A 20,592-nucleotide genomic window follows, 5' to 3' on the forward strand; every position below is an offset into this window, starting at 1 on the left:
GCCCCAATGTGGCGTTCGGTGCGTGGAATCGGGGCCGGACGCGGAGCGTCTCCGTTGAGGGTGGTGGTGGGGGCAAGGGCGGAGCACCGAACGCCACATTGGGTGCGTCGCTAGGGTGATCGGTGTGAGCGACCCCCAGATCACGCTGACCGTCCGGCACACCCCGTCCGCACTGGACTCGCGCCGCGGTGTCGTCCGGCTGCATCCCGAGGTGCTCGACGCGCTGGGCCTGCGTGCCTGGGACGCGGTGCACCTCACCGGCGCGCGGGTGAGCGCGGCGCTCGCCGCGCCTGCCGACGACGGCGGGCTGCCGGGGGTGGTGCTCGTCGACGACGTCACCATGTCGAACCTCGGCGTGTCCGAGGGCGCGGAGATCGTGGTGGCCCCGGCGGAGGTGTCCGCGGCGAAGACCGTGACGGTCGCGGGATCGCGGCTGGCCAGCGCGTCGGTCCCGCCGCACACGCTGCGGCTGGCATTGATCGGCAAGGTGCTCACGGTCGGCGACGCGGTTTCGCTGCTCCCCCAGGACCTGGCGCCCGCGGCGGGTTCGGACGTCTCGGCCGTGCGCGGGCAGCTGTCGCGCGCGATCGGCGGGACCTGGACCAACGAGCTGCTGACCGTCACCGCGACCGACCCGGCGGGCCCGGTCGCGGTCGGACCGTCCACAGTGGTCAGCTGGCGGGACGGCGCGCGTACCGGGGAACCCACCGGCGCGGCACCGGCCCGCTCGGCGACCGCGCTCGTGCGCAGCACGGCCGTGACCGCGGTCGAGGAGTACATCGAGGCGGAGATCGTCGAGGACGAGGTGCTGCCCGAGGTCGTCGAGACCGTGCCGCCGGTCGCCGACCTGATGGGCGTCGAATCGTCCGCGCGCAGGCTCGCCGAGTGGTTCGACCTGGCCTTCCACCGCCCCGAACTGCTGGCGAAACTGGGCACCACGGCGCATCTCGGCGTCCTGCTCTCCGGGCCGGAGGGCGTCGGCAAGGCCACCCTGGTGCGTTCGGTGGCGCGGGCGGAGAACGTCGAGGTGGTCTCGCTCGCCGCGCCGAACATCGCCGTGCTGGAACCGAACGTCGCGGCCGCGCGGCTGCGCGAGGCGATCGCCGCGGCCGCCGCCACGGCGGGCCCGTCCGTGCTGCTGATCACCGACGTCGACGCGCTGCTGCCCGCCTCGCAGCCGCCGCCGGTCGCGACCGTGGTGCTGGAGGAACTGCGCGGCGCGTTGCGGCACGAGGGGCTCGCCGTCGTCGCGACCACCGCGCGGGCCGAGTCCGCCGATCCCCGGCTGCGCGCGGCGGATCTGCTCGACCGCGAGCTGAGCCTGCCGCTGCCGGACGCACGGACCCGCAAGGAGCTGCTGCTGGTCCTGCTGCGCGACGTCCCGCTGGAACCCGGCGTCGAGCTGGGCACGATCGCCGAGCGGACACCGGGGTTCGTCGCCGCGGATCTGCTCGCGCTGCGCCGGGACGCGGCGCTGCGGGCCGCGCTGCGCCAGCGCGAGGAGAGCGAGCCCCGGATCTCCCAGCAGGACCTGCTCGACGCGCTCAGCACCGTCCGTCCCATTTCGATGTCCACTTCGGACAATCTGGCCACCGGCGGGCTCACCCTGGACGACGTCGGCGACATGACCGAGGTCAAGCAGTCGCTCACCGAAGCCGTGCTGTGGCCGCTGCGCTACCCGGACTCCTTCGCCAGGCTCGGCGTAGAGCCGCCACGCGGCGTGCTGCTGTACGGGCCGCCCGGCGGCGGCAAGACGTTCCTGGTGCGGGCGCTGGCCGGGACCGGCGCGCTCAACGTGTTCGCGGTCAAGGGCGCCGAGCTGATGGACAAGTGGGTCGGCGAGTCGGAGCGGGCGGTGCGGGAGCTGTTCCGCCGCGCCGCCGAGGCCGCGCCCGCGCTGATCTTCCTCGACGAGATCGACGCGCTCGCGCCCCGGCGCGGGCAGTCCTCGGACTCCGGCGTGTCCGACCGGGTGGTCGCCGCGCTGCTGACCGAGCTGGACGGCGTCGAGCCGATGCGCGAGGTCGTCGTCCTCGGCGCGACGAACCGGCCCGAGCTGGTGGACCCGGCGCTGCTGCGCCCGGGACGGCTGGAGCGCCGGGTGTACGTCCCGCCGCCGGACGCCGAGGCCCGCGCCGCGATCCTCGCCGCCGGCGCGCGGAACACGCCGCTGGCGTCCGATGTGGACCTCGCGGAGCTCGCGTCCACTCTGGACGGCTATTCCGCCGCGGACTGCGCCGCGCTGATCAGGGAGGCCGCGCTGACGGCGATGCGGGAGTCGCTGGAAGCCGCCGAGGTCACCGCGACCCACCTGGACACGGCCCGCAAGACCGTGCGGCCGTCACTGGACCCGGCACAGCTGGCCGCGCTGGAGGCCTACGCGCGGTCGCGCGAATAGCACCGTCCGCACGTGCCCGGGTAGGACACCCGGGCACGTGCGGACGGAACTCGCGTCAGCTCTTGCCCGGCGAGTGGTAGTTGTTCGTGACGATCACGATGACACCGGCGCTGGAGTTCTGGATGCCGGGGAAGCGGGCCTCGGCACGCATGCCGAACTCGGTCGCGAGCTGCTTGGCGGCGGCTTCCTCGTCGGTGCCCGGGCGGAAGTACGCGGTGCTCTCCGGGATGACACCGCTCGGGTAACCGCTGACCGCGGTGACGGTCCAGCCCGCCTTGCGGAAGTCCTCGGCCGCCCGCTCCGCGAGCCCCTGGATCATGCTGTTGTTGTAGACCCGCACGGTGACCCACTTGTTGGACGCCTGCTGCTCACCGCCCGGCTGGCCCGGCTTCGGCTGACCGGGCTGACCGGGTTGCCCCGGCTGGCCGGAGGTCGGCGCACCGCTGCCCGGCGGCGTCGAGGCCGGGGGCGTCGGCGAGGCGGGCGGGGAGGACGGCGACCCCGGCGGGGAGGCGGGTGGCGAGGTGGGCGGCACCGCGTCACCGGGGGTGGACGGCGGCGGGGCGGGGCTCGACGCCGCGGTGTTGGTGGAGTCGCCGCCGGACAGCGCGGACACCCCGCCGATGACGGCGGCGATCACCGCGACGCCGATCAGGGCGAGCCCCGCGGCCTTCAGCGGCCGGGACAGTCCCGAGAACAGGCTCATGCGACCGCCTCGCTCCGCGAGACAGTGCCCAATCCTTCTTGGCGCATGACCTTCATGATTCGCTCGCAAGCATCGCTCATGGCAGGTCGAACCCCAGCCTCCGGGCGGCCCGGGTGCGCTTGCGGGTGGCGCGGTTCCGGCGCAACCGCTTGACCAGCATCGGATCGGCCTTGATCGCCGCCTCCTTCTCGAGGAGCTGGTTCAGCACCTGGTAGTACCGGGTGGTGGACAGCCCGAACCGCTCGCGGACGGCCTGCTCCTTCGCGCCCGCGTAGCGCCACCACTGGCGCTCGAAGGCGAGGATGTCGATCTCGCGTTCGGTCAGGCCGTCCACGATCTCCGGCGGGGACGGCTGCTCCGACTCAGCCATCGACTCCGCGGCGTCCATCTGACTCCTCGCAATCACTGAAGTGCTCGGCGAATCACAGGGCTGTCGTTCCGCGGCGCCATTACACCACGGAATACCCGGCTGTCGTGGGCATCCACGTCGGCGCGTCACGGTCTGGGGAAGGTCTACCAGAAGGGTCCGACTAAACTGCGGCCTCGTGACCGTCCACGCCATCTGTATCGCCGGTGACCCCGTGCTGCACAACCCGACTCGGGAGATCACCGAGTTCGACGAGAAGCTGCGCACGCTCACCGAAGACATGTTCGAAACGATGTACGCCGCCGAGGGCGTCGGTCTCGCGGCCAACCAGATCGGTCTCGACCTGCGGTTGTTCGTCTACGACTGCCACGACGACGAGGGCAACCGGTTCAAGGGCGTCGTCGTCAACCCCAAGCTCGAAACCTCGGAGATCCCGGAGACCATGCCGGACCCGGACAACGACTGGGAGGGCTGCCTGTCCGCGCCCGGCGAGTCGTACCCGACCGGCCGCGCCTCGTGGGCGAAGGTGACCGGTTTCGACGTCGAGGGGAACCCGATCGAGGTCGAGGGCACCGGGTACTTCGCGCGCTGCCTGCAGCACGAGACCGATCACCTGGACGGCTACATCTACCTGGACCGGCTCGTCGGACGGCACGCCCGCGCGGCGAAGAAGATGATCAAGTCCAACAAGTGGGGCGTCCCCGGCCTGTCCTGGATGCCGCCCAAGGACCACGACGAGGACTGACCCGGACACGCTCTGAAGGCCACCTTGAGGGACCTGAGTTCCCTCAAGGTGGCCTTCAGAGCATCCGGCAGGCCACCCCACGGGCCCTCGTCGACGAACCGATCGATCAACAGGTAGAGCGGAATGCCCGCGACCGCGTACGCGCGCAGCTTCTCCACCCGGCGAGCGTCTGCGACACAGCCCACTCCTTCGGCACGTCGAACTCCCGCCAGATGCGCAGTAGCACATCCCAGCCCCACTCCGGCCTCGCCGTGATGGCGCTCATCGACCTGACCTCCCTCAATACTGTCTCGCGGGCGACTGCCCACCCTTGACAAATGTCGGCGACTCCGGTCCCGGGGTTGAGTCCTCGGGCCCGGCGTGGCATGGTCGGGGCACAACCTTAAAACCGCGGGAGCTCGCGCCATGGCGGGCTGAGAGGGCGGCTGGTGTCGATCTGGGACACCCGGTGCCGCCGACCGCATGAACCTGACCGGGTAATGCCGGCGTAGGGAGTGAACGTCGTTGACGACGCTGGACAACAGTGCTGCCATCACGCCGACCGTGACCACCGGCCCGATCACCGGCTCACGGAAGGTGTACCACCAGACGGAATCCGGGCTCCGGGTTCCCGCGCGGCGGATCGACCTGTCGAACGGGGAGCACTTCGACGTGTACGACACGTCGGGCCCCTACACCGATCCGGACGCGAGCATCGACGTCCACAGTGGACTTCACCGGCTGCGGGCGGGCTGGGCCGACGGGCGTGAGCACAACACGCAGCTCGGCTGGGCCAAGGCCGGGGTGATCACCCGCGAGATGGAGTACATCGCCGCGCGTGAGCGCTGCTCACCGGAATTCGTGCGGGACGAGGTCGCGCGCGGGCGGGCGGTGATCCCGGTCAACCGCAGGCACCCGGAGAGCGAGCCGATGATCATCGGCAAGAACTTCCTGGTGAAGATCAACGCCAACATGGGAAACTCGGCCGTCTGGTCCTCTGTGGAGGAAGAGGTCGACAAGATGGTGTGGGCCACCCGCTGGGGCGCCGACACGATCATGGACCTGTCCACCGGGAAGCGGATTCACGAGACCAGGGAATGGATTCTCCGCAACTCGCCGGTCCCGGTCGGCACCGTACCGATCTACCAGGCGCTGGAGAAGGTCAACGGTGAGCCGGAAAAGCTCTCGTGGGAGATCTACCGCGAGACGATCATCGAGCAGTGCGAGCAGGGCGTCGACTACATGACGGTGCACGCAGGCGTGCTGCTGCGCTACATCCCGCTGACCGCGCGGCGCGTCACCGGGATCGTCAGCCGCGGTGGGTCGATCATGGCGGCGTGGTGCCTGGCACATCACCAGGAATCCTTCCTGTACACCAACTTCGCCGAGCTGTGCGAGATCCTGCGCGAGTACGACGTCACCTTCTCCCTCGGTGACGGCCTGCGCCCCGGTTCGATCGCCGACGCGAACGACCGCGCACAGTTCGCCGAACTGGAGACGCTGGGCGAGCTGACGCACATCGCGCGTGAGCACGACGTCCAGGTGATGATCGAGGGCCCCGGCCACGTGCCGATGCACAAGATCAAGGAGAACGTCGAGCTGGAGGAAAAGCTCACCGGCGAGGCGCCGTTCTACACCCTCGGCCCGCTCACGACCGACATCGCGCCCGCCTACGACCACATCACCTCCGCGATCGGCGCGGCGCAGATCGGCTGGTACGGCACGGCGATGCTGTGCTACGTCACGCCGAAGGAACACCTGGGCCTGCCCAACCGCGACGACGTCAAGACCGGGGTGATCACCTACAAGATCGCCGCGCACGCCGCGGATCTGGCCAAGGGGCACCAGTACGCGCAGGAGTGGGACGACGAGCTTTCCAAGGCCCGCTTCGAGTTCCGCTGGAACGACCAGTTCAACCTCTCGCTGGACCCGGACACCGCCCGCGCGTTCCACGACGAGACGCTGCCCGCGGAACCGGCGAAGACGGCGCACTTCTGCTCGATGTGCGGCCCGAAGTTCTGCTCGATGCGGATCACCCAGGACGTGCGCAAGTACGCGGAGGAACACGGACTGTCCACTGTAGAGGCCATCGAGGCCGGGATGGCGGAGAAGTCCTCCGAATTCGCGGAGCAGGGCAACAAGGTCTACCTGCCCGTGGTCAGTCAGTGACACTCACTCCGCGCACCGCCCTCACCATCGCCGGATCCGACTCCGGCGGTGGTGCGGGCATCCAGGCCGACCTGCGCGCGTTCTTCGCGAACGGTGTGCACGGGATGGTCGCGCTCACCGCGGTCACCGTGCAGAACTCCCTTGGCGTACAGGGGTTCAGCGAGGTCCCGGTCGACGTGGTCACCGCGCAGATCAAGGCGGTGGCCACGGACATGGGCGTCGACGCGGCCAAGACCGGGATGCTCGCCACCGCCGAGATCATCCAGGCGGTGGCGAAGACCCTCGACGAGGTCCACATCGGACGGTCGACGGACACACCGTTCGTGGTGGACCCGGTGGCCGCCTCGATGACCGGGCACGCGCTGCTGCGCGAGGAGGCGCTGGAGGCCATCCGGACCGAACTGTTCCCGCGTGCCACCCTGATCACGCCGAACCTCGACGAGGTCCGGCTGCTCACCGGCGTCGAAGTGACCGACGCGGCCTCGCAGCGCGCGGCGGCGGAAGCGTTGCTGGAGTTCGGTTCCGAGTGGGTGCTGGTCAAGGGCGGGCACCTGCGCGAAGCGGCGGACTGCGTCGATCTGCTCTCGAACGGCTCGGAGTTCATCGCCCTGTCCGGACCTCGCTACGCCACGGAAAACACCCACGGCGGCGGGGACACCCTCGCCTCGGCGATCACGTCGTCGCTGGCGAAGGGCGCGGACGTGCCGACGGCGGTGGCCGAGGGCAAGCGGTTCATCGAGCGCTGTGTCGCCGAGTCGTACCCGCTGGGCGCCGGGGTCGGCCCCGTCTCCCCCTTCTGGCGCCTGGCCCCGTAATCCCGGTTCGGTCCGTGGGGGCCTCCTTGAGGGACTCCAGCTCCCTCAAGGAGTCCCCCACGGACCATCCGGCGCCGGAAAATGGCGCGCGTCCGGGGCGGGAGCCCGGACATACTGCGCGTATGCCTTCCTGCCTGATGTGCGGCGCCGGTGCGACCGTACGGGACACCCTGTGCGAGTCCTGCGCGTCGCGGTACGTGCACTGGCAGTGCGCCGAGTGTGGGACGCCATCGCTCCGCCTGCGCGAGGTCGCCGACGAAAGGCTCTGCACGGACTGCGCGGTGCGCATCCTCTGGGACCGGGTCCCCGCCGATGTCCGCGACGAGATCGACGAGCTGATCGCCGAAGGCAAGCACATCCTCGCGATCATGGCGTTTCGCGATCGATCCGGGATCGAGCCGAAGCCGGGCATCAGGGAGGGTGTGCACTTGCTCGACCTGCGCGGCAAGGTGGTCAAGCGCCGCGCACCTCAGTAGCCCGAGTCCGTGAATGCCACATTGAGGGACTCTGAGTCCCTCAATGTGGCATTCACGGACCAGCGTGGTCAGCCGCGTGGGAGAACCTGCGGGAGCACGGTGGTCAAGCCGGTCCAGTCGGCGGTGACGACCGACGCGTGCCGCTTCGCCAGTTCCGCCACCCGCCGGTTCGCCTGCTCGACGGTCGGGGTGTGCCCGTCGATGGGCGGCGAGACGTTCTGCGCGTCGGTCATCACCAGGTAGTAGTGGTTCGCGTCGTACCAGCCGGGATCGGTCTGGGTGACCCACGCCTTGGCGTCGCCGTCGAAGACGACGAACCACGGCCGCAGCGCGGCGTCCGGGTACTTGGCGCGCGGGTCACCCGGCGCCGCCCCGTGCACGGTCGGGAAGATGTTCGCCTCGCCCACCCGCCCGGACGCGGCGAGCGAACGCAGGTAGCGCGCGTACTCGACATCGGTCTTGAGCGTGTCGGTCGGGTTTCCCTCCTCGACCGTTCCCGGGATGATCTCGGTGATCACCTTGCCCCGCAAGGAATCCAGCGAAGGCCAGTGGTCCGCCCGAGCCGCTTCGTCCAAAGTGGAGTACGTGCCGAGCAGATCGGCGGGGCGGAACGCGGCGCCGCCGAGGTGGGCGCGGAAGGTGGCGTCGAGTTCGTCGGGGCCGAGCCCGAAGTTGTCCGAGAAACCGGTCTTCATCTCCAGTTTGAGCGTCACCGGCGAGTGCCCGGGGTGCGCGGCGAGCCAGATCCGGATGTCGTCGAGGCAGTACTCCAGGTTCTTGTTCCGCCCGCCGGAGTAGAGCTGGTCCGCCGAGTTCGCCGCGACGCAGTTGTTGTCGTTCCCCAGCGGGTTCCCGTGGCTGACCTTCCACTCGTGCGTGATGACGTCCGGCCAGACGTCCAGCTCGATGAGCGACGTCCCGGCGTCCAGTGACCGCGCGAGATAGTCGTAGGCACTCGTCTCGTAGGTGTTGTGCACGCCGACGGTGGTCACGTGGGACAGCTTCGGGCCGTCCGCGTTCGCCGCGACGGGGACACCGGCGAGCACGCCCGTCAGGAGCAGCGCCGAAGCCAGGGTGGCTGTGGGGAACTTCATCCAGACTCCTTCGACCGAATGTGCAATAGCTTTCACCTTCGACCGCTGTGATGGACTAAGGGTGAAGAATGACTGACCAAATGGCCCAGACCGGAAGTCGGGGAAACATGAGTGAGAATCCGAGCCCGCCCTCGGCACTGACCATCGCGGGCTCCGACTCGGGCGGCGCCGCCGGGCTGCAGGCCGATCTGCGGACCTTCCTCACCTGCGGGGTGCACGGCCTGGTCGCGGTCACCGCGGTGACCGTGCAGAACACGCTCGGCGTGCACGACCGCGCCGATCTGCCGCCGCACATCGTGGCCGGGCAGATCGAGGCCGTCGCCGCCGACATGGGCGTGGGCGCCGCGAAGACCGGGATGCTCGCCTCGGCCGAGATCATCCACGCCGTCGCGGCGGCGTGTGACCGGGCCGACATCGGACGCGATCGCGCGGTGCCGTTCGTCGTCGACCCGGTGGCCGCGTCGATGCACGGCCACCCGCTGTTCGACGAGGCCGGGCTGATCGCGCTGCGCGACGAGCTGCTGCCGCGCGCCACCGTGCTCACCCCGAACCTCGACGAGGTCCGGCTGCTCACCGGCATGACCGTGACCGACCGCGAGCAGATGCACCAGGCCGCGATCGTGCTGCACCGGCTCGGCCCGAAGTACGTACTGGTGAAGAGCGGGCACCTGGTGTCCGACCCGGAATGCGTCGACCTGCTGTTCGACGGGTCGACCTTCGTCGAACTGCCGGGCAGGCGCTACTCGACCCCGCACACGCACGGCGCCGGGGACACCATGGCGTCCGCCCTCACCGCCGGGCTGGCCCGAGGGATGTCCGTTGTGGAGGCGGCGCGGTACGGCAAGTGGTTCGTCTCCCGCGCCGTCGAGAACGCCTACCCGATGGGGGCGAAGGTCGGCCCGGTTTCGGCCTTTTGGCGCCTGGCTCCGGAGGACCGCTGAAGCTCACTCCTCGGTGATCAGGGCCTCCAGCACGGGCAGCGCGGCGGTCAGCGCCTCCCGCTGCTCGGGCGGGAGCCGGTCGAGTCTCCGGTTCAGCTCCTGCACCCGGGTGGACCGGACGCCGGAGACCAGCCGCTCCCCCTCCTCGGTGGCCTTGGCCAGCCAGGCCCGGCGGTCCACCGGGTCCGACTCACGGCTGACGTACCCGGACTCGACGAGCGAAGCCACGATCCGCGACATGGTCGCCGCCGCGACGCCTTCCTTGGCCGCGAGATCGCCGAGCCGCATCTGGCCGGTGTGCACCAGCGTGGCGAGCGCCGAGAGGGCGCCGTGCCCCGGACCGGGCACTCCCGCCTGCCGTAATGACCGGGACAACCTGCCCACGGCGAGGTACAACCTGCCCGAGACGTCCTGGACCGATGTCGTGGTCACCGCTGGCTCCTTCTGCCCGCTGGAAAAGTGCCGTCAACCTTACGGCCACCGGCACTGTTTCCGCGTGAAGGTACTCCAGGATTCACCGAGGTGGACTCGAAGCATGCGCCCAAAAGCGCTGCGGGACACGCCCGGCTCCCCTGGCGAGCCTGCCCGCTATCACCGCGGAACGCATGGCGGAGGCCATTTTCTCCGGATCCGCCGCGCGTGTCACGGCAGTGGAAAGCAGGACCGCGTCACAGCCGAGTTCCATCGCGAGTGTCGCGTCCGAAGCGGTCCCGATCCCGGCGTCGAGAATCACCGGAACCGACGCCCTGGACACGATCAGCTCGATGTTGTGCGGGTTCCGGATCCCCAGCCCGGTACCGATCGGCGCGCCCAGCGGCATGACGGCGGCGCAGCCCGCCTCCTCCAGCCGCAGCGCGAGCACCGGATCGTCGTTGGTGTAGACGAGCACGGTGAACCCGTCGGCGGCGAGTTGCTCGGCGGCGTCGAGGGTTTCCAGCGGATCGGGCAATAACGTCCGATCATCCGCATGGACTTCGAGTTTGACGAGATCGGTGTCCAGCGCCTCGCGCGCCAGCCGTGCGGTGAGTACGGCTTCGGCCGCCGTGCGACAGCCCGCGGTGTTCGGCAGCAACGCGATCCCGAGCCTGCGCAGCAGTTCGAGTACCCCGGAACCGCCCTCGGCGTCGGCGCGGCGCATCGCGACCGTGGTCAGTTCGGTACCGGACGCGACGAGCGCGCGCTCCAGCACCGCCAGGTTCGCCGCCCCGCCGGTGCCGATGACCAGCCGCGAGGACAGTTTGTACTCGCCGATGACGAGCTGGTCTCCGTCTTGAACCATGTCCGCCACTTCTCAGCCTCCGTGTTCTGCGGGGACACCCGCACCCGGTCGGCCGCCATGAGCGGCTTCGCGACTGTGGCTCATGTCAGCCTCCTTGGACCGCGGTCAGCACGTCGACGCTCGCGCCCTTCGGCACCACCGCGTCCGGCCACTCACCCCGGCGCACGACCTCACCGTTCAACGCGACCGCCACCCCCTGCCGGGCGGCGCCCAGCGCGTCGAGGACCTCGGCCACCGTCGTCCCTTCGGGGAACTCGCGCCACTGGCCGTTGACCTGGATCTCCATCACACCCGTTCCCTTTCCCGCAGCCGCGCGGGCGAGGCCGCGGCGACCTCGTCCGGCGGCGCCTCGCCGGCCAGCCAGGCGACCACCGCGTCCGCGGTCACCGGGGCCATCAGCAGACCGTTGCGGTGATGCCCGGTCGCGGCGAATACGCCGTCCCCGAGCTCGCCGACGAACGGCAACGCGTCGAGACTGCCCGCGCGCAGCCCGGCCGCGGTCTCGACCAGCTCGTACTCGGCGATCGCCGGGAACACCCGCTCGGCGCCCTCCAGCAGTTCACGCACCCCGCGCGCGGCCACGGACTCGTCGAAACCGGCCTCGTACTGGGTCGCGCCGAGCACGAGTTCGCCGTCTTCGCGCGGTACGAGGTAGATCGGGCGGCCCTCCACCAGCGCGCGGACGGTGTTGCCGGGAGGCGGCAGGCAGCCGCGCCGGGGCCGCAGCCGCAGGATCTCGCCCTTGAGCGGGCGGACGGCGTCGGCGAGCAGCGGGTGCAGCCGCCCCGTCCACGCGCCCGCGGCCAGCATCACGGCGTCCGCGCGGACCTCTTCGAGCGTGTCGATCCGGGTACTGTGGAACGTCACACCACGACGACGGCAGGCGTGTTCGAGGGCCAGCAGGAGTTTCCGGTTGTCCACGGCGAGGTCGCCGGGCACCAGCAGTCCACTTCGGACGGACCCGATACCCGGCTCGACCCGGCGGGCGGCGCGGCCGGTGAGCGACTCGACTTCGCGGCCGAGGGAGTGCAGGAACCCGGCGAGGATGTCCAGCTGCCCGGCGTCAGCACTGTCCAGCGCGACGACGAGCGTGCCGTGCGCGGCCAGACCGGGATCGACGCCCTCGGCGGCCAGTTCGGCCGCGAAACCCGGCCAGCGGCGCAGCGAGGCCTCGCCAAGGCGCAGGACGTCCTCTTCGCCCGGCCAGGCCTCGGTGACCGGTGCCAGCATGCCGCCCGCCACCCAGGACGCGCCGCGTCCGGGTTCGGGGTCGTACAGGCTGACCCGGTGCCCGTGCACGGCGGCACGCCAGGCCGCGGCGAGGCCGATCACACCGCCGCCGATGATGGTCAACTCACTCATGCGATCGCCTCGCTTCGCGAGACAGCGTCCAATCTTTTTTGGCGCATGATGTTGATGATTCGCTCGCAAGCTTCGCTCATGGAATCACGCTCCCTGCGCCGGCATGACCCGGATCAGGTTCCACGGTCGGAGCGGTGACGGCTCCCTCTCAGCCCGTGCCTCGGGCTCCCGTGCGGACCACCCCACCGTAGCGCGCGGGTACCGTCGCCGCCATGCCCCACCTCACTGGCGTAGAAGTCCGGGCGCGCCTCGCCGACTCCCGGTTGTACCTGTGCACCGACGCGCGCACCGCGCGTGGCGACCTCGCCGAGTTCGTGGACGCCGCCCTCGCCGGCGGTGTCGACATCGTCCAGCTGCGTGACAAGACCGGGGGCGCGCCGCTCGAAGCCAAGCAGGAGATCGCCGCTCTCGAAATCTTGGCTGACGCCTGCTCTCGACACGGAGCACTGCTCTCGGTCAACGACCGGGCCGACGTCGCGCTGGCGGTCGGCGCCGACGTCCTGCACCTCGGCCAGGACGACATCCCGGTACCGCTGGCCCGCCGGATCCTCGGCGACGACGTCGTGATCGGCCGGTCCACGCACTCCCCCGGCCAGGCCGCGGCGGCGGCCGGGGAACCCGGCGTGGACTACTTCTGCACCGGCCCGTGCTGGCCGACGCCGACGAAGCCGGGCCGGGACGCCCCCGGGCTGGACCTCGTGCGCTCGACGGCCGCGGCGGGCACGTCGCGGCCGTGGTTCGCGATCGGCGGCATCGACCTCGACCGGCTGCCCGAGGTGCTCGACGCGGGCGCGTCCCGCATCGTCGTCGTCCGGGCGATCACCGAGGCCGAGGACCCGGCCGCGGCCGCCCGAGCCCTGCGAGCCGCCCTCCCCGCCTGAACCGCTCACATCGGTCCGTGAATGCCACATTGAGGGACTCTGAGTCCCTCAATGTGGCATTCACGGACCTGGAAGACTTCGGCGCGGAGTCCACATAGGACGGTCTATTCCGCGCCGGGCGGCGGTTTCTGTTCCTGTGAAGGCTGCTGCGCCGGTGTCGGTGTCGTCGTGGGCTGCTGCCGCGTCGACGACGGCGGGGCCGACGTGGTCGGCGGCGCACTGCTGGTGGACGGCGGCGGCGTGGCGGGCGTGCTGCTGGGCGGCAGCGTCGGCGTCGTCGTGGGCGAGGGCTGACCCGACCTGCTCGGCGGCGGCGCCTGATCGCCGGTGGCCGGGACGTCCTTCTTGGGGTCGTCACGGCTCTGCCCGGTGCTGTCGCCGAAGATCCCCCGTATCCCGCCGTCGCCGCCGATCGGCTTGCCGGTGGTCTTCTCGACACCGAACAACAGCAGGATCGCCGCCACGAACGCGACGAGGCTCGTCCCGATGATCAACGGCCAGCGCAGTTTCCGGAGCTTGCCGGTAGCCTCTTCCGCCGGCCCCTCGAGCTCCGGCTTGCGCAGGTTGACCGTCGGCTGGTTCGCCAGGTCCGCCGGGGTCGGTGGCGTGCCCGCGCTCTCGACGACCTTCAGCTTGCCCGTGGTCGCCAGCGCGTCACGCGCCTTCCGCGCGGCCCTGGTCGTGCCATGCAGCGAACGCAGGTACAGCTCACTGCCGACGGTGGTGACGATGCTCGCCACCGCCGCACCCAGCACCGTGCCCGCGACACCGAGCGAGGAACCCACCAGTGCCGCCGTCACCGCGGCGAGTGCCGCCGCGAGTATCTGCGGGACACGCAGTGCGGGCTTCTCTTCCTTTTTCTCCGCGGTCTGCTCGTTCTCCTTGCTCATGATCCCGATCTGTCCGACTTCTTCTACGACTCCCAACGAGTAAGGCGCGCGAAGCTATCCATACGTTGGCGCGCCGTGAGGAACACCACGTTTGAAATCCATTGTGGACGGTTCAGGAGTCGCGGGCCAATGGCCGCACGTGGGTCGGCGGCCCTTCCACACCACAGTGGAGGCACTCGCCGGGGTGCGGGCATTCGTCGTCGGGAGTTTCTTCCTTACGGGTACCCAAAACTCCGTTGTGGATGCCGAGCGCGATCAGTCCGCCCGCGGCGGCGAGCACCGCGCAGATCACCAGCGAGGTCCGCCAGCCCGCGGTGAGCGCCGCCGGATCGGTGTAGGCGGCGCCGGTCAGCCCGGCCGCGGCGGGCAGCACCGCGACCGCGAGAAGACCACCCGAGCGGGCGATGGCGTTGTTGACGCCGGAGGCGACGCCCGCGAACCGGTCGGGAGCCGCGGCGAGCACGGTCGCGGTCACCGGGGCGACCACGACGGAGAGCCCGAACCCGAACACGCAGACCGCGGGCAGCACCGCGCCGAGGTAGGACGCGCCGGGCCCGACGCGCGTCAGCAGCAGCATCCCGGCGGCGATCAGCAACGGGCCGGCGACCAGCTGGAGCCGGGGGCCGATGCGCTGGGCCAGCGCGCCCGACCGCCCGGAGAGCACGAGCATGATCAGCGTGATCGGCAGCCCGGCGAGCCCCGCGGCCGTCGGCGAGTACCCGAGCGAGACCTGCAACTGCATGACCATCAGCATCATCACCCCGCCGAGCGCCGCGTAGACGACGAACGTCAGCGCGTTGGCGAGGGTGAACGTCCGGTCGCGAAACAGCGTGGGCGGCACGAGCGGGTCCGCCGAGCGGTGCTGGACGAGGACGAACGCGCCGAGCCCGACCACGCCGAGGACCGCGGCGACCAGCACGAGCGGGTCGCCGATACCGCGTCCCGGCGCCTCGACGAGCGCGCCGGTGACCCCGGCGAGCCCGAGCGCGCCGAGGGCGGCGGCCCCGAAGTCCGGGTGACCGCTGCTGTCCTCGTCCCGCGACTCCGGCACGAACCGGCGCGCCAGCAGCACGACGACGACGGCGAGCGGGAGGTTGATCAGGAACGCCAGCCGCCACGACCACAGCTGCACGAGCAGCCCGCCCAGCAGCGGCCCCACCGCGGCCGCGATCCCGCCGAGCCCGGACCACGCGCCGATCGCGCGCGCCCGGTCATCGTGCGCGAACGAGGACTGCAGGATCGCCAGCGAGCCCGGCGTCAGCAACGCGCCACCGATGCCCTGGAGGACACGCGTCACCACCAGCATCTCGGTGGACACCGCGGCCGCGCACAGCCCGGACGCGACGCCGAACCAGATCACCCCCACGACGTACACCCGGCGCCTGCCGTAGCGGTCGCCGAGTGAACCCGCGACGAGGATCAGCGCGGCGAGGGCGAGCAGATACCCGTCGAGGATCCACTGCAACCCCGCCACCGAGGCCCGCAGTTCCTCACCCATCCGGGGCAACGCGACGTTGACGATCGTGCCGTCGAGCATCGCCATGCCGGAGCCGAGGATGGTGGTCGTCAGCACTCCGCGCGCGGCAGGCGTGCCCCACCGGATGCCGGTGTCCGCGGACGCCGTCACCGTTTCGCTCCGCTCCGTGATCGCATGGGATCACCGTGGCCCGCGTCCCCGGGGAAAGCAAGACGCGGCACGTTCGCGTCCCCCGTGATCAGGGCAGCAGGGTCGTGACGAACTTGTAGCGGTCGCCTCGATAGGTGGCGCGGGCGAATTCGACCGGTTTGCCGTCGGTCGCGAAGGAGTGCCGGGTCAGCAGCAGCACCGGCATGCCGACGTCGGCGCCGAGCATCTCGGCCTCCCTCGGCCCGGCGAGCGAGGTCTCGATGGTTTCCTCGGCGCGATCGAGTGCGACGCCGTAATGCTCGTGCAGTGTGGCGTAGAGCGAGCCGCCCGCGGACACGTGCTTCTTCAGTCCGCGAAATCGGCCGAGCGGCAGGTGTGTGGTCTCGAGTGCCATGGGCTGGGAGTCGGCGAGCCGCAGGCGGCTGAGCCGGAGGATTTTCGCGCCCGCCCGGATTCCGAGCAGTTTCGCCAGATCGCCCTCGGCGGGGATCTCCTCCAGGTCCAGCAGTTTGGACGAGGGTTTGAGGCCCTGCTTGCGCATGTCCTCGGTGTAGGAAGACAGCTGGAGCCGCTGCGCGAGTTTCGGCTCGGCCGCGAAGGTGCCCTTCCCTTGAACACGGTGCAGGCGGCCCTCCGCGGTCAGGTCGGCCAGTGCCTGCCGGACCGTGGTGCGGGACACCGTGAACTCGCCGGCGAGCGCGCGTTCGGTGGGAATGGGCGAGCCGGGTGGTAACGCGTCGAGCAGGTCGAGAAGGTGCTGTTTCAATGCCCAGTACTTGGGCTCCCGTTGCCCGCGAATCGTGCTCACCGAGCCTGCCTCACCCGTTGCGGTTGTCTCCAACATGACCGAACTCCCTACTGCCTTCCCGCTTAACGCGCCACGCTCCCACTAGGAAACGTACCCTTCTCCACAAACGGCCCGCCCGGCTAGCATTGGTCTAGACCTGACCGACGCCGCCAGCGCTTCGGGACACCGCGTCCCGGTGGAGAGGAAAGTGATGACCGAACAACGTCCCGGCGAGCACATGGCCGCGGAAATCGCCCAGCAACCGGCCGTTCTGGCGGGGCTGGTCGAGCGTCAGGCCGAAATCGCCGAAGTGGCGGAAAAAATCTCACAGCGGCCCCCGCGATTCGCGCTCCTCGCCGCCCGGGGGTCCAGCGACCACGCAGCGTTGTACGCGAAGTACCTGATCGAGGTATTGCTCGGCCTTCCCGCGGGGCTGGTCTCGCCGTCCACCGCCACGCTGTACGGCGCCCGTCCCGACCTGCGGGACGTGCTCTTCGTCACGGTCAGCCAGAGCGGTGGTTCCCCGGACCTGATCGAGGTCACCGAGACCGCGCGGCGCCAGGGCGCGCTGACCGTGTCCGTCACGAACACGCCGGACTCCCCGCTACGCGAGGCGGCCGAACTCGGTGTCGACGTCGGCGCCGGTGTCGAGCTGGCGGTGGCCGCCACGAAGACCTACACCGCGACGCTGCTCGCGCTGTACCTGCTCGTCGACGCGGTCCGCGGCGGCAAGGCGGCCGACGCCGCGAAGCTGGGCGAGCTGGCACAGCAGACCCTCGACGGCGCGGACGCCGGCGTGCAGCGCGCGGTCGACCGCTACCGGTTCGTCGACCGGGTCCTCACCACCGGCCGCGGCTACTCCTACGCTTCCGCGCTGGAGGGCTCGCTCAAGCTGGCCGAGACGAGCTACCTCGCCGCCCGCGCCTACAGCGGCGCGGATCTGCTGCACGGCCCGGTCGCGGCCGTCGACGGCGAGACCGCGGTGCTCGCGGTGACCAGCAACGGGCACGGCGGCCAGGCCATGCGCGACGTACTGGACGCGGTCGGCAAGCGGGGCGCGGACGTGCTGGCCGTGGGCTCGGCGGCCGAGGACGTCCCGGCGGCGCTGCGCATCGGCGTCGCGCCCACGGTCGAGGAGCTGGCGCCGGTGCTGGAGATCCTGCCGATCCAGCGGATCGCGCTCGGCCTGTCGCTGGCGCGCGGCGGCGACCCGGACAGCCCGCGCGGGCTGCTCAAGGTGACCAAGACGCGGTGAACCTCACCATCGGTGTCGACGCCGGTGGCACCTCGACCCGCGCGGTCGTGGCCGACGCCACCGGCGTCGTGCGGGGTTCCGGTCGTGGCGAAGGCGCCAACCCGAACGCGCACGAGCCCGCCGTGGCCGCCGGGCGTATCGCGGACACGATCCTCGCCGCGCTCGGCGACCTCGATCCGGCGGACGTGCGCGCCTGCGTGGTGGGTATGGCCGGAGTGAGCAAACTGTCCGATCCGGCCATCGCGGCGGTGTTCGCCGCCGCGTGGGACCGGATCGGCCTGCGCGGCGTGGTGCGGACGGTGACCGACGCGGAGGTGGCGTTCGCCTCGGCGACGTCCTCTCCGGACGGAACGGTGCTCGTCGCGGGCACCGGCTCGATCGCCGGGCGGATCCGGGACCACCGGCTCGCCGGCACGGCGGGCGGGTACGGCTGGCTGCTCGGCGACGAGGGGTCGGCCTTCTGGCTCGGCCGGGAAGCCGTGCGCTCCACTTTGGAGGCTCTCGGCCGGGGCCGGTCCCTCGACGGGCTCCCGGCCGCGGTACTCGCCGAGGCACTGGCACTGTCCGCTGTGGACGTTGTGACCGACGGCGACCGGCTCGCCGCGTCCCGTGCTCTCATCACGAAAGCCAATGCCGAGGCCCCGATCCGGCTCGCGCGTTTCGCTCCGCTCGTGAGCGCCGCGGACGCCGCCGGGGATCTCGCGGCGAAGGGGATCACCGTTCGCGCGGCCGAGTTGCTCGTGACGAACGCGCTCGCGACACGCGACACGGGCGAGTCGTCACCCGTTGTGCTGGTTGGCAGTGTCCTGTCCCCCGAGGGGCCGGTCGGGGCCCTCGTGCGGGCCCGGCTGACCGGATGCGAGGTGCTGACCAGCTCCGACGGCGTGCTGGGCGCCGCCTGGCTCGCCGCGCTGGCCGCCTTCGAGGGCAACGCCGTGCGCCCTTCGGAACGATAAAAATCGGCAAAAGGTGGCACAACGAGTCGAAAACATCGACGCGGGAGGGGTTGTCCAGGTACCGTAGGAACCGGCCCCCGGACCCTCCCCCCTCGCCGGGGGCCGCCTTATGCCTTGGGTACGTCACCCGGCGGGGCATCCGGTACCGCGCGCAGGCCCGGATGTCCCGCCGGCAACGTCCGGAACAACACCCAGCCGCTCACCGCGACGGTCAGCGCCACCAGCGGCCAGGAAAGCACCGTGCGGGCCACGCCCAGCGCGACGACCTGACCGGACCACCACAACGCGCCGTACACCAGCACTCGCAGTGTGTACTGGCCGAACACCCAGACCCAGCTCGCCCGCGAATAGGCACGCAGCAGCGCGGGATCGCGGCGCCACCGCGTCTTCTGTCCGGTCACCAGGCCGACTACGACACCCAGCAGCGGCCAGCGGACGACAATGCTCGCCGCCCACGCGAGCGCGCTGGCCACATTGGACAGCAGCTGGAGGAGGAAGAAGTCCTCGGCGCGGCCGGTGTGCAGCGCGATGAGCGCGGCGACCGCCACGGCGGCGACACTCACCACCACCGCACGGGCCTTGCCGCCCCGGGTGATCCGGAACACGGCGAGCGCGGCGGCCACCGCGATGGCGGCACCGGCGCCCCAGCCGATCGACCGGCCGGACACGAGCCAGCCGACGACGAACGCGACCGGCGGGATGCTCGCGTCGATGGCACCCTGGCGGCCGCCGAGTACCTGCGCGAGCGACTCGCGGCGCACGGATTCGTCGGTCACGTCTTCCAGCGTGCCCGAAGTCGCCCGGCACCCCTGACCCGGGGAGACCTACACCACAGGTACGAGGTATTCCCCGTTGGGGCGATTTGGCCACGTTATGTGAAGTAGACGTAATGGGGATGCGCGGACGTACGTCAAGATAAGAGACTGTGACTGCCGGTTGAACCCGACGGGCTCAGGGGGACTGCGTCCGAAGGTTAGTTGGGGTGTACAACTATATGTCGGGAGCCGCGCGCCGGATGGGAAGGGGACCCAGCGTGTTTGACAGCTATGTGGCGATCGGTGACAGCTTCACCGAGGGACTGAACGACGAGTTGCCCGACGGTACCTTCCGCGGGTGGGCGGACCGGCTGGCCGAGATCCTCGCGGACGGCCGGGCCGGCTTCCAGTACGCCAACCTCGCGCTGCGCGGGAAGATGATGGACGAGATCCTCACCGAGCAGCTCCCGATCGCCCTCGAGCTCAAACCCGACCTGGTCACCGTGTGCGCCGGCGGCAACGACATCATCGTGCCCGGCGCCGACGTCGACGCGGTGGCCGCCCGCTTCGAGGCGGGGATCGCCAAGCTCCGCGCGGCCGGGATCCCGGTGGTCATCTTCAACGGGCCGGACACCAAGTCGCTGTCGGTGATGCACGTGCTGCGCGGCAAGGTCGGCCTCTACAACGCGCACCTGTGGGCGATCGCCGACCGGCACGGCGCCAAGATGGTCGACCTGTGGGGCATGGACCCGCTGCACGACCGGCGCGCGTGGAGCGGTGACCGGCTGCACTTCACGCCCGAGGCGCACCGGCGGATCGCCCTGCGCACCGCGGAGGTGCTCGGCGTCCCGGTCGAGGCCGACTGGCGCGAGCCGTGGCCGGAGACCGGCGAGCCCAACACGTGGATCACCTCGCGCCGCTCCGACCTGGAATGGACGAAGGTGCACCTGCTGCCGTGGATAAGGCGTCAGCTCAAGGGCGAGTCGATGGGCGACGGCCTGTCCCCCAAGCGCCCCCAGCTGGCCCCGCTGGCCCCGCTCGCGCCCGTCGAGCTGCCCGACAACGCCGCCGCCAGCTGACGCGAGCCCGCCGGGTCCCACCCGCGCGGCG

The 20,592-nt window shown here is 70.8% G+C and carries 21 protein-coding genes and 1 riboswitch; of the genes, 10 read left to right on the plus strand and 11 right to left on the minus strand.

What is annotated here, in order from left to right; all coding sequences use genetic code 11:
* Positions 1 to 124 precede the first annotated feature (124 nt).
* Positions 125 to 2,398 carry an AAA family ATPase gene (locus ABD987_RS18550; RefSeq protein ID WP_345394528.1) on the plus strand — a complete coding sequence of 758 codons (2,274 nt, stop codon included), beginning with the start codon at positions 125 to 127 and terminating at the stop codon, positions 2,396 to 2,398.
* 55 nt (positions 2,399 to 2,453) lie between these two features.
* Here the strand turns inward: ABD987_RS18550 and ABD987_RS18555 are convergent, their stop codons facing one another.
* Together ABD987_RS18555 and ABD987_RS18560 are read right to left on the minus strand one after the other, a co-directional pair.
* Positions 2,454 to 3,104 (minus strand): LytR C-terminal domain-containing protein, encoded by a 651-nt coding sequence (locus ABD987_RS18555; protein WP_345394531.1) that lies wholly within the window; start codon positions 3,102 to 3,104, stop codon positions 2,454 to 2,456.
* Between the two features lie 76 nt (positions 3,105 to 3,180).
* Positions 3,181 to 3,492, minus strand: a complete 312-nt coding sequence (locus tag ABD987_RS18560) for a DUF3263 domain-containing protein (protein ID WP_345394534.1) — start codon at positions 3,490 to 3,492, stop codon at positions 3,181 to 3,183.
* A gap of 157 nt (positions 3,493 to 3,649) precedes the next feature.
* Between ABD987_RS18560 and ABD987_RS18565 the strand changes: the two genes are divergently transcribed.
* From ABD987_RS18565 to ABD987_RS18580, 4 genes are all read left to right on the plus strand, one after another.
* Positions 3,650 to 4,216 (plus strand): peptide deformylase, encoded by a 567-nt coding sequence (locus tag ABD987_RS18565; protein WP_345394537.1) that lies wholly within the window; start codon positions 3,650 to 3,652, stop codon positions 4,214 to 4,216.
* A 504-nt stretch (positions 4,217 to 4,720) separates the two neighbouring features.
* A complete protein-coding gene (gene thiC / locus ABD987_RS18570) occupies positions 4,721 to 6,364 on the plus strand; it encodes a phosphomethylpyrimidine synthase ThiC (protein ID WP_345394540.1) in 1,644 nt (547 codons plus the stop codon).
* Positions 6,361 to 7,179 carry a bifunctional hydroxymethylpyrimidine kinase/phosphomethylpyrimidine kinase gene (gene thiD, locus ABD987_RS18575; RefSeq protein ID WP_345394543.1) on the plus strand — a complete coding sequence of 273 codons (819 nt, stop codon included), beginning with the start codon at positions 6,361 to 6,363 and terminating at the stop codon, positions 7,177 to 7,179. The genes thiC and thiD (ABD987_RS18575) overlap by 4 nt, the downstream gene beginning before the upstream one ends.
* Positions 7,180 to 7,301: 122 nt before the next feature.
* Positions 7,302 to 7,655 carry a hypothetical protein gene (locus tag ABD987_RS18580; protein WP_345394546.1) on the plus strand — a complete coding sequence of 118 codons (354 nt, stop codon included), beginning with the start codon at positions 7,302 to 7,304 and terminating at the stop codon, positions 7,653 to 7,655.
* 68 nt (positions 7,656 to 7,723) lie between these two features.
* On the opposite strand, the gene ABD987_RS18585 is transcribed toward ABD987_RS18580, so the two are convergent.
* The gene (locus ABD987_RS18585) at positions 7,724 to 8,749 is read right to left on the minus strand and encodes a phosphatidylinositol-specific phospholipase C domain-containing protein (protein ID WP_345394549.1); all 1,026 of its coding nucleotides are present in this window, start codon (positions 8,747 to 8,749) and stop codon (positions 7,724 to 7,726) included.
* 107 nt (positions 8,750 to 8,856) lie between these two features.
* On the opposite strand from ABD987_RS18585, the gene thiD (ABD987_RS18590) reads away from it, so the two are divergent.
* Positions 8,857 to 9,690, plus strand: coding sequence for a bifunctional hydroxymethylpyrimidine kinase/phosphomethylpyrimidine kinase (gene thiD / locus ABD987_RS18590; protein WP_345394552.1), 834 nt, complete (start codon positions 8,857 to 8,859; stop codon positions 9,688 to 9,690).
* 3 nt (positions 9,691 to 9,693) lie between these two features.
* Here thiD (ABD987_RS18590) and ABD987_RS18595 read toward each other — a convergent pair whose 3' ends face one another.
* From ABD987_RS18595 to thiO, 4 genes are all read right to left on the minus strand, one after another.
* Positions 9,694 to 10,122 carry a MarR family winged helix-turn-helix transcriptional regulator gene (locus ABD987_RS18595; RefSeq protein ID WP_345394555.1) on the minus strand — a complete coding sequence of 143 codons (429 nt, stop codon included), beginning with the start codon at positions 10,120 to 10,122 and terminating at the stop codon, positions 9,694 to 9,696.
* 82 nt (positions 10,123 to 10,204) lie between these two features.
* Entirely contained in the window at positions 10,205 to 10,969 is a 765-nt protein-coding gene (gene thiG / locus ABD987_RS18600; protein ID WP_345394558.1) for a thiazole synthase, read from the minus strand.
* 85 nt (positions 10,970 to 11,054) lie between these two features.
* Complete coding sequence (gene thiS / locus ABD987_RS18605; RefSeq protein WP_345394561.1) at positions 11,055 to 11,255, minus strand: sulfur carrier protein ThiS; 201 nt, start codon at positions 11,253 to 11,255, stop codon at positions 11,055 to 11,057.
* On the minus strand, positions 11,255 to 12,331 hold the full coding sequence (thiO, locus tag ABD987_RS18610) for a glycine oxidase ThiO (RefSeq protein ID WP_345394564.1): 1,077 nt from the start codon (positions 12,329 to 12,331) through the stop codon (positions 11,255 to 11,257). The genes thiS and thiO overlap by 1 nt, the downstream gene beginning before the upstream one ends.
* Before the next feature lie 73 nt (positions 12,332 to 12,404).
* Positions 12,405 to 12,513, minus strand: a riboswitch (TPP riboswitch).
* A gap of 30 nt (positions 12,514 to 12,543) precedes the next feature.
* Between thiO and thiE the strand changes: the two genes are divergently transcribed.
* Positions 12,544 to 13,212 carry a thiamine phosphate synthase gene (gene thiE, locus ABD987_RS18615; RefSeq protein WP_345394567.1) on the plus strand — a complete coding sequence of 223 codons (669 nt, stop codon included), beginning with the start codon at positions 12,544 to 12,546 and terminating at the stop codon, positions 13,210 to 13,212.
* 104 nt (positions 13,213 to 13,316) lie between these two features.
* Here the strand turns inward: thiE and ABD987_RS18620 are convergent, their stop codons facing one another.
* The 3 genes from ABD987_RS18620 to ABD987_RS18630 all read right to left on the minus strand — a co-directional run bounded on the left by ABD987_RS18620 (position 13,317) and on the right by ABD987_RS18630 (position 16,573).
* Positions 13,317 to 14,102, minus strand: coding sequence for a hypothetical protein (locus tag ABD987_RS18620; RefSeq protein ID WP_345394570.1), 786 nt, complete (start codon positions 14,100 to 14,102; stop codon positions 13,317 to 13,319).
* A 112-nt stretch (positions 14,103 to 14,214) separates the two neighbouring features.
* A complete protein-coding gene (locus ABD987_RS18625; protein WP_345394573.1) occupies positions 14,215 to 15,729 on the minus strand; it encodes an MFS transporter in 1,515 nt (504 codons plus the stop codon).
* 88 nt (positions 15,730 to 15,817) lie between these two features.
* Positions 15,818 to 16,573: a GntR family transcriptional regulator gene (locus ABD987_RS18630; RefSeq protein ID WP_345394576.1), complete on the minus strand. Its 756-nt coding sequence runs from the start codon at positions 16,571 to 16,573 to the stop codon at positions 15,818 to 15,820.
* A gap of 154 nt (positions 16,574 to 16,727) precedes the next feature.
* Here ABD987_RS18630 and ABD987_RS18635 point away from each other — a divergent pair, with 154 nt between their 5' ends.
* Both ABD987_RS18635 and ABD987_RS18640 read left to right on the plus strand, forming a co-directional pair.
* On the plus strand, positions 16,728 to 17,771 hold the full coding sequence (locus ABD987_RS18635) for an SIS domain-containing protein (RefSeq protein WP_345394579.1): 1,044 nt from the start codon (positions 16,728 to 16,730) through the stop codon (positions 17,769 to 17,771).
* Complete coding sequence (locus ABD987_RS18640; protein ID WP_345394582.1) at positions 17,768 to 18,727, plus strand: N-acetylglucosamine kinase; 960 nt, start codon at positions 17,768 to 17,770, stop codon at positions 18,725 to 18,727. The genes ABD987_RS18635 and ABD987_RS18640 overlap by 4 nt, the downstream gene beginning before the upstream one ends.
* A 107-nt stretch (positions 18,728 to 18,834) precedes the next feature.
* Here the strand turns inward: ABD987_RS18640 and ABD987_RS18645 are convergent, their stop codons facing one another.
* Positions 18,835 to 19,503, minus strand: coding sequence for a DUF3159 domain-containing protein (locus tag ABD987_RS18645; protein WP_345394585.1), 669 nt, complete (start codon positions 19,501 to 19,503; stop codon positions 18,835 to 18,837).
* A gap of 239 nt (positions 19,504 to 19,742) precedes the next feature.
* On the opposite strand from ABD987_RS18645, the gene ABD987_RS18650 reads away from it, so the two are divergent.
* Positions 19,743 to 20,561, plus strand: a complete 819-nt coding sequence (locus tag ABD987_RS18650; RefSeq protein ID WP_345394588.1) for an SGNH/GDSL hydrolase family protein — start codon at positions 19,743 to 19,745, stop codon at positions 20,559 to 20,561.
* Positions 20,562 to 20,592: the final 31 nt, after the last annotated feature.

It is taken from the genome of Amycolatopsis samaneae (assembly GCF_039541975.1).
GTDB classification, from domain to species: Bacteria; Actinomycetota; Actinomycetes; order Mycobacteriales; family Pseudonocardiaceae; genus Amycolatopsis; species Amycolatopsis samaneae.

Excerpts from the sequence above, each read along its gene's own strand:
- ABD987_RS18555 (WP_345394531.1), bottom strand. The coding sequence starts at position 3,104 with ATGAGCCTGTTCTCGGGACTGTCCCGGCCGCTGAAGGCCGCGGGGCTC.
- ABD987_RS18560 (WP_345394534.1), bottom strand. The coding sequence starts at position 3,492 with ATGGACGCCGCGGAGTCGATGGCTGAGTCGGAGCAGCCGTCCCCGCCG.
- ABD987_RS18580 (WP_345394546.1), top strand. The coding sequence starts at position 7,302 with ATGCCTTCCTGCCTGATGTGCGGCGCCGGTGCGACCGTACGGGACACC.
- ABD987_RS18585 (WP_345394549.1), bottom strand. The coding sequence starts at position 8,749 with ATGAAGTTCCCCACAGCCACCCTGGCTTCGGCGCTGCTCCTGACGGGC.
- thiD (WP_345394552.1), top strand. The coding sequence starts at position 8,857 with ATGAGTGAGAATCCGAGCCCGCCCTCGGCACTGACCATCGCGGGCTCC.
- thiG (WP_345394558.1), bottom strand. The coding sequence starts at position 10,969 with ATGGTTCAAGACGGAGACCAGCTCGTCATCGGCGAGTACAAACTGTCC.
- thiS (WP_345394561.1), bottom strand. The coding sequence starts at position 11,255 with ATGGAGATCCAGGTCAACGGCCAGTGGCGCGAGTTCCCCGAAGGGACG.
- thiO (WP_345394564.1), bottom strand. The coding sequence starts at position 12,331 with ATGAGTGAGTTGACCATCATCGGCGGCGGTGTGATCGGCCTCGCCGCG.
- thiE (WP_345394567.1), top strand. The coding sequence starts at position 12,544 with ATGCCCCACCTCACTGGCGTAGAAGTCCGGGCGCGCCTCGCCGACTCC.
- ABD987_RS18620 (WP_345394570.1), bottom strand. The coding sequence starts at position 14,102 with ATGAGCAAGGAGAACGAGCAGACCGCGGAGAAAAAGGAAGAGAAGCCC.
- ABD987_RS18630 (WP_345394576.1), bottom strand. The coding sequence starts at position 16,573 with ATGTTGGAGACAACCGCAACGGGTGAGGCAGGCTCGGTGAGCACGATT.
- ABD987_RS18635 (WP_345394579.1), top strand. The coding sequence starts at position 16,728 with ATGACCGAACAACGTCCCGGCGAGCACATGGCCGCGGAAATCGCCCAG.
- ABD987_RS18650 (WP_345394588.1), top strand. The coding sequence starts at position 19,743 with ATGGGAAGGGGACCCAGCGTGTTTGACAGCTATGTGGCGATCGGTGAC.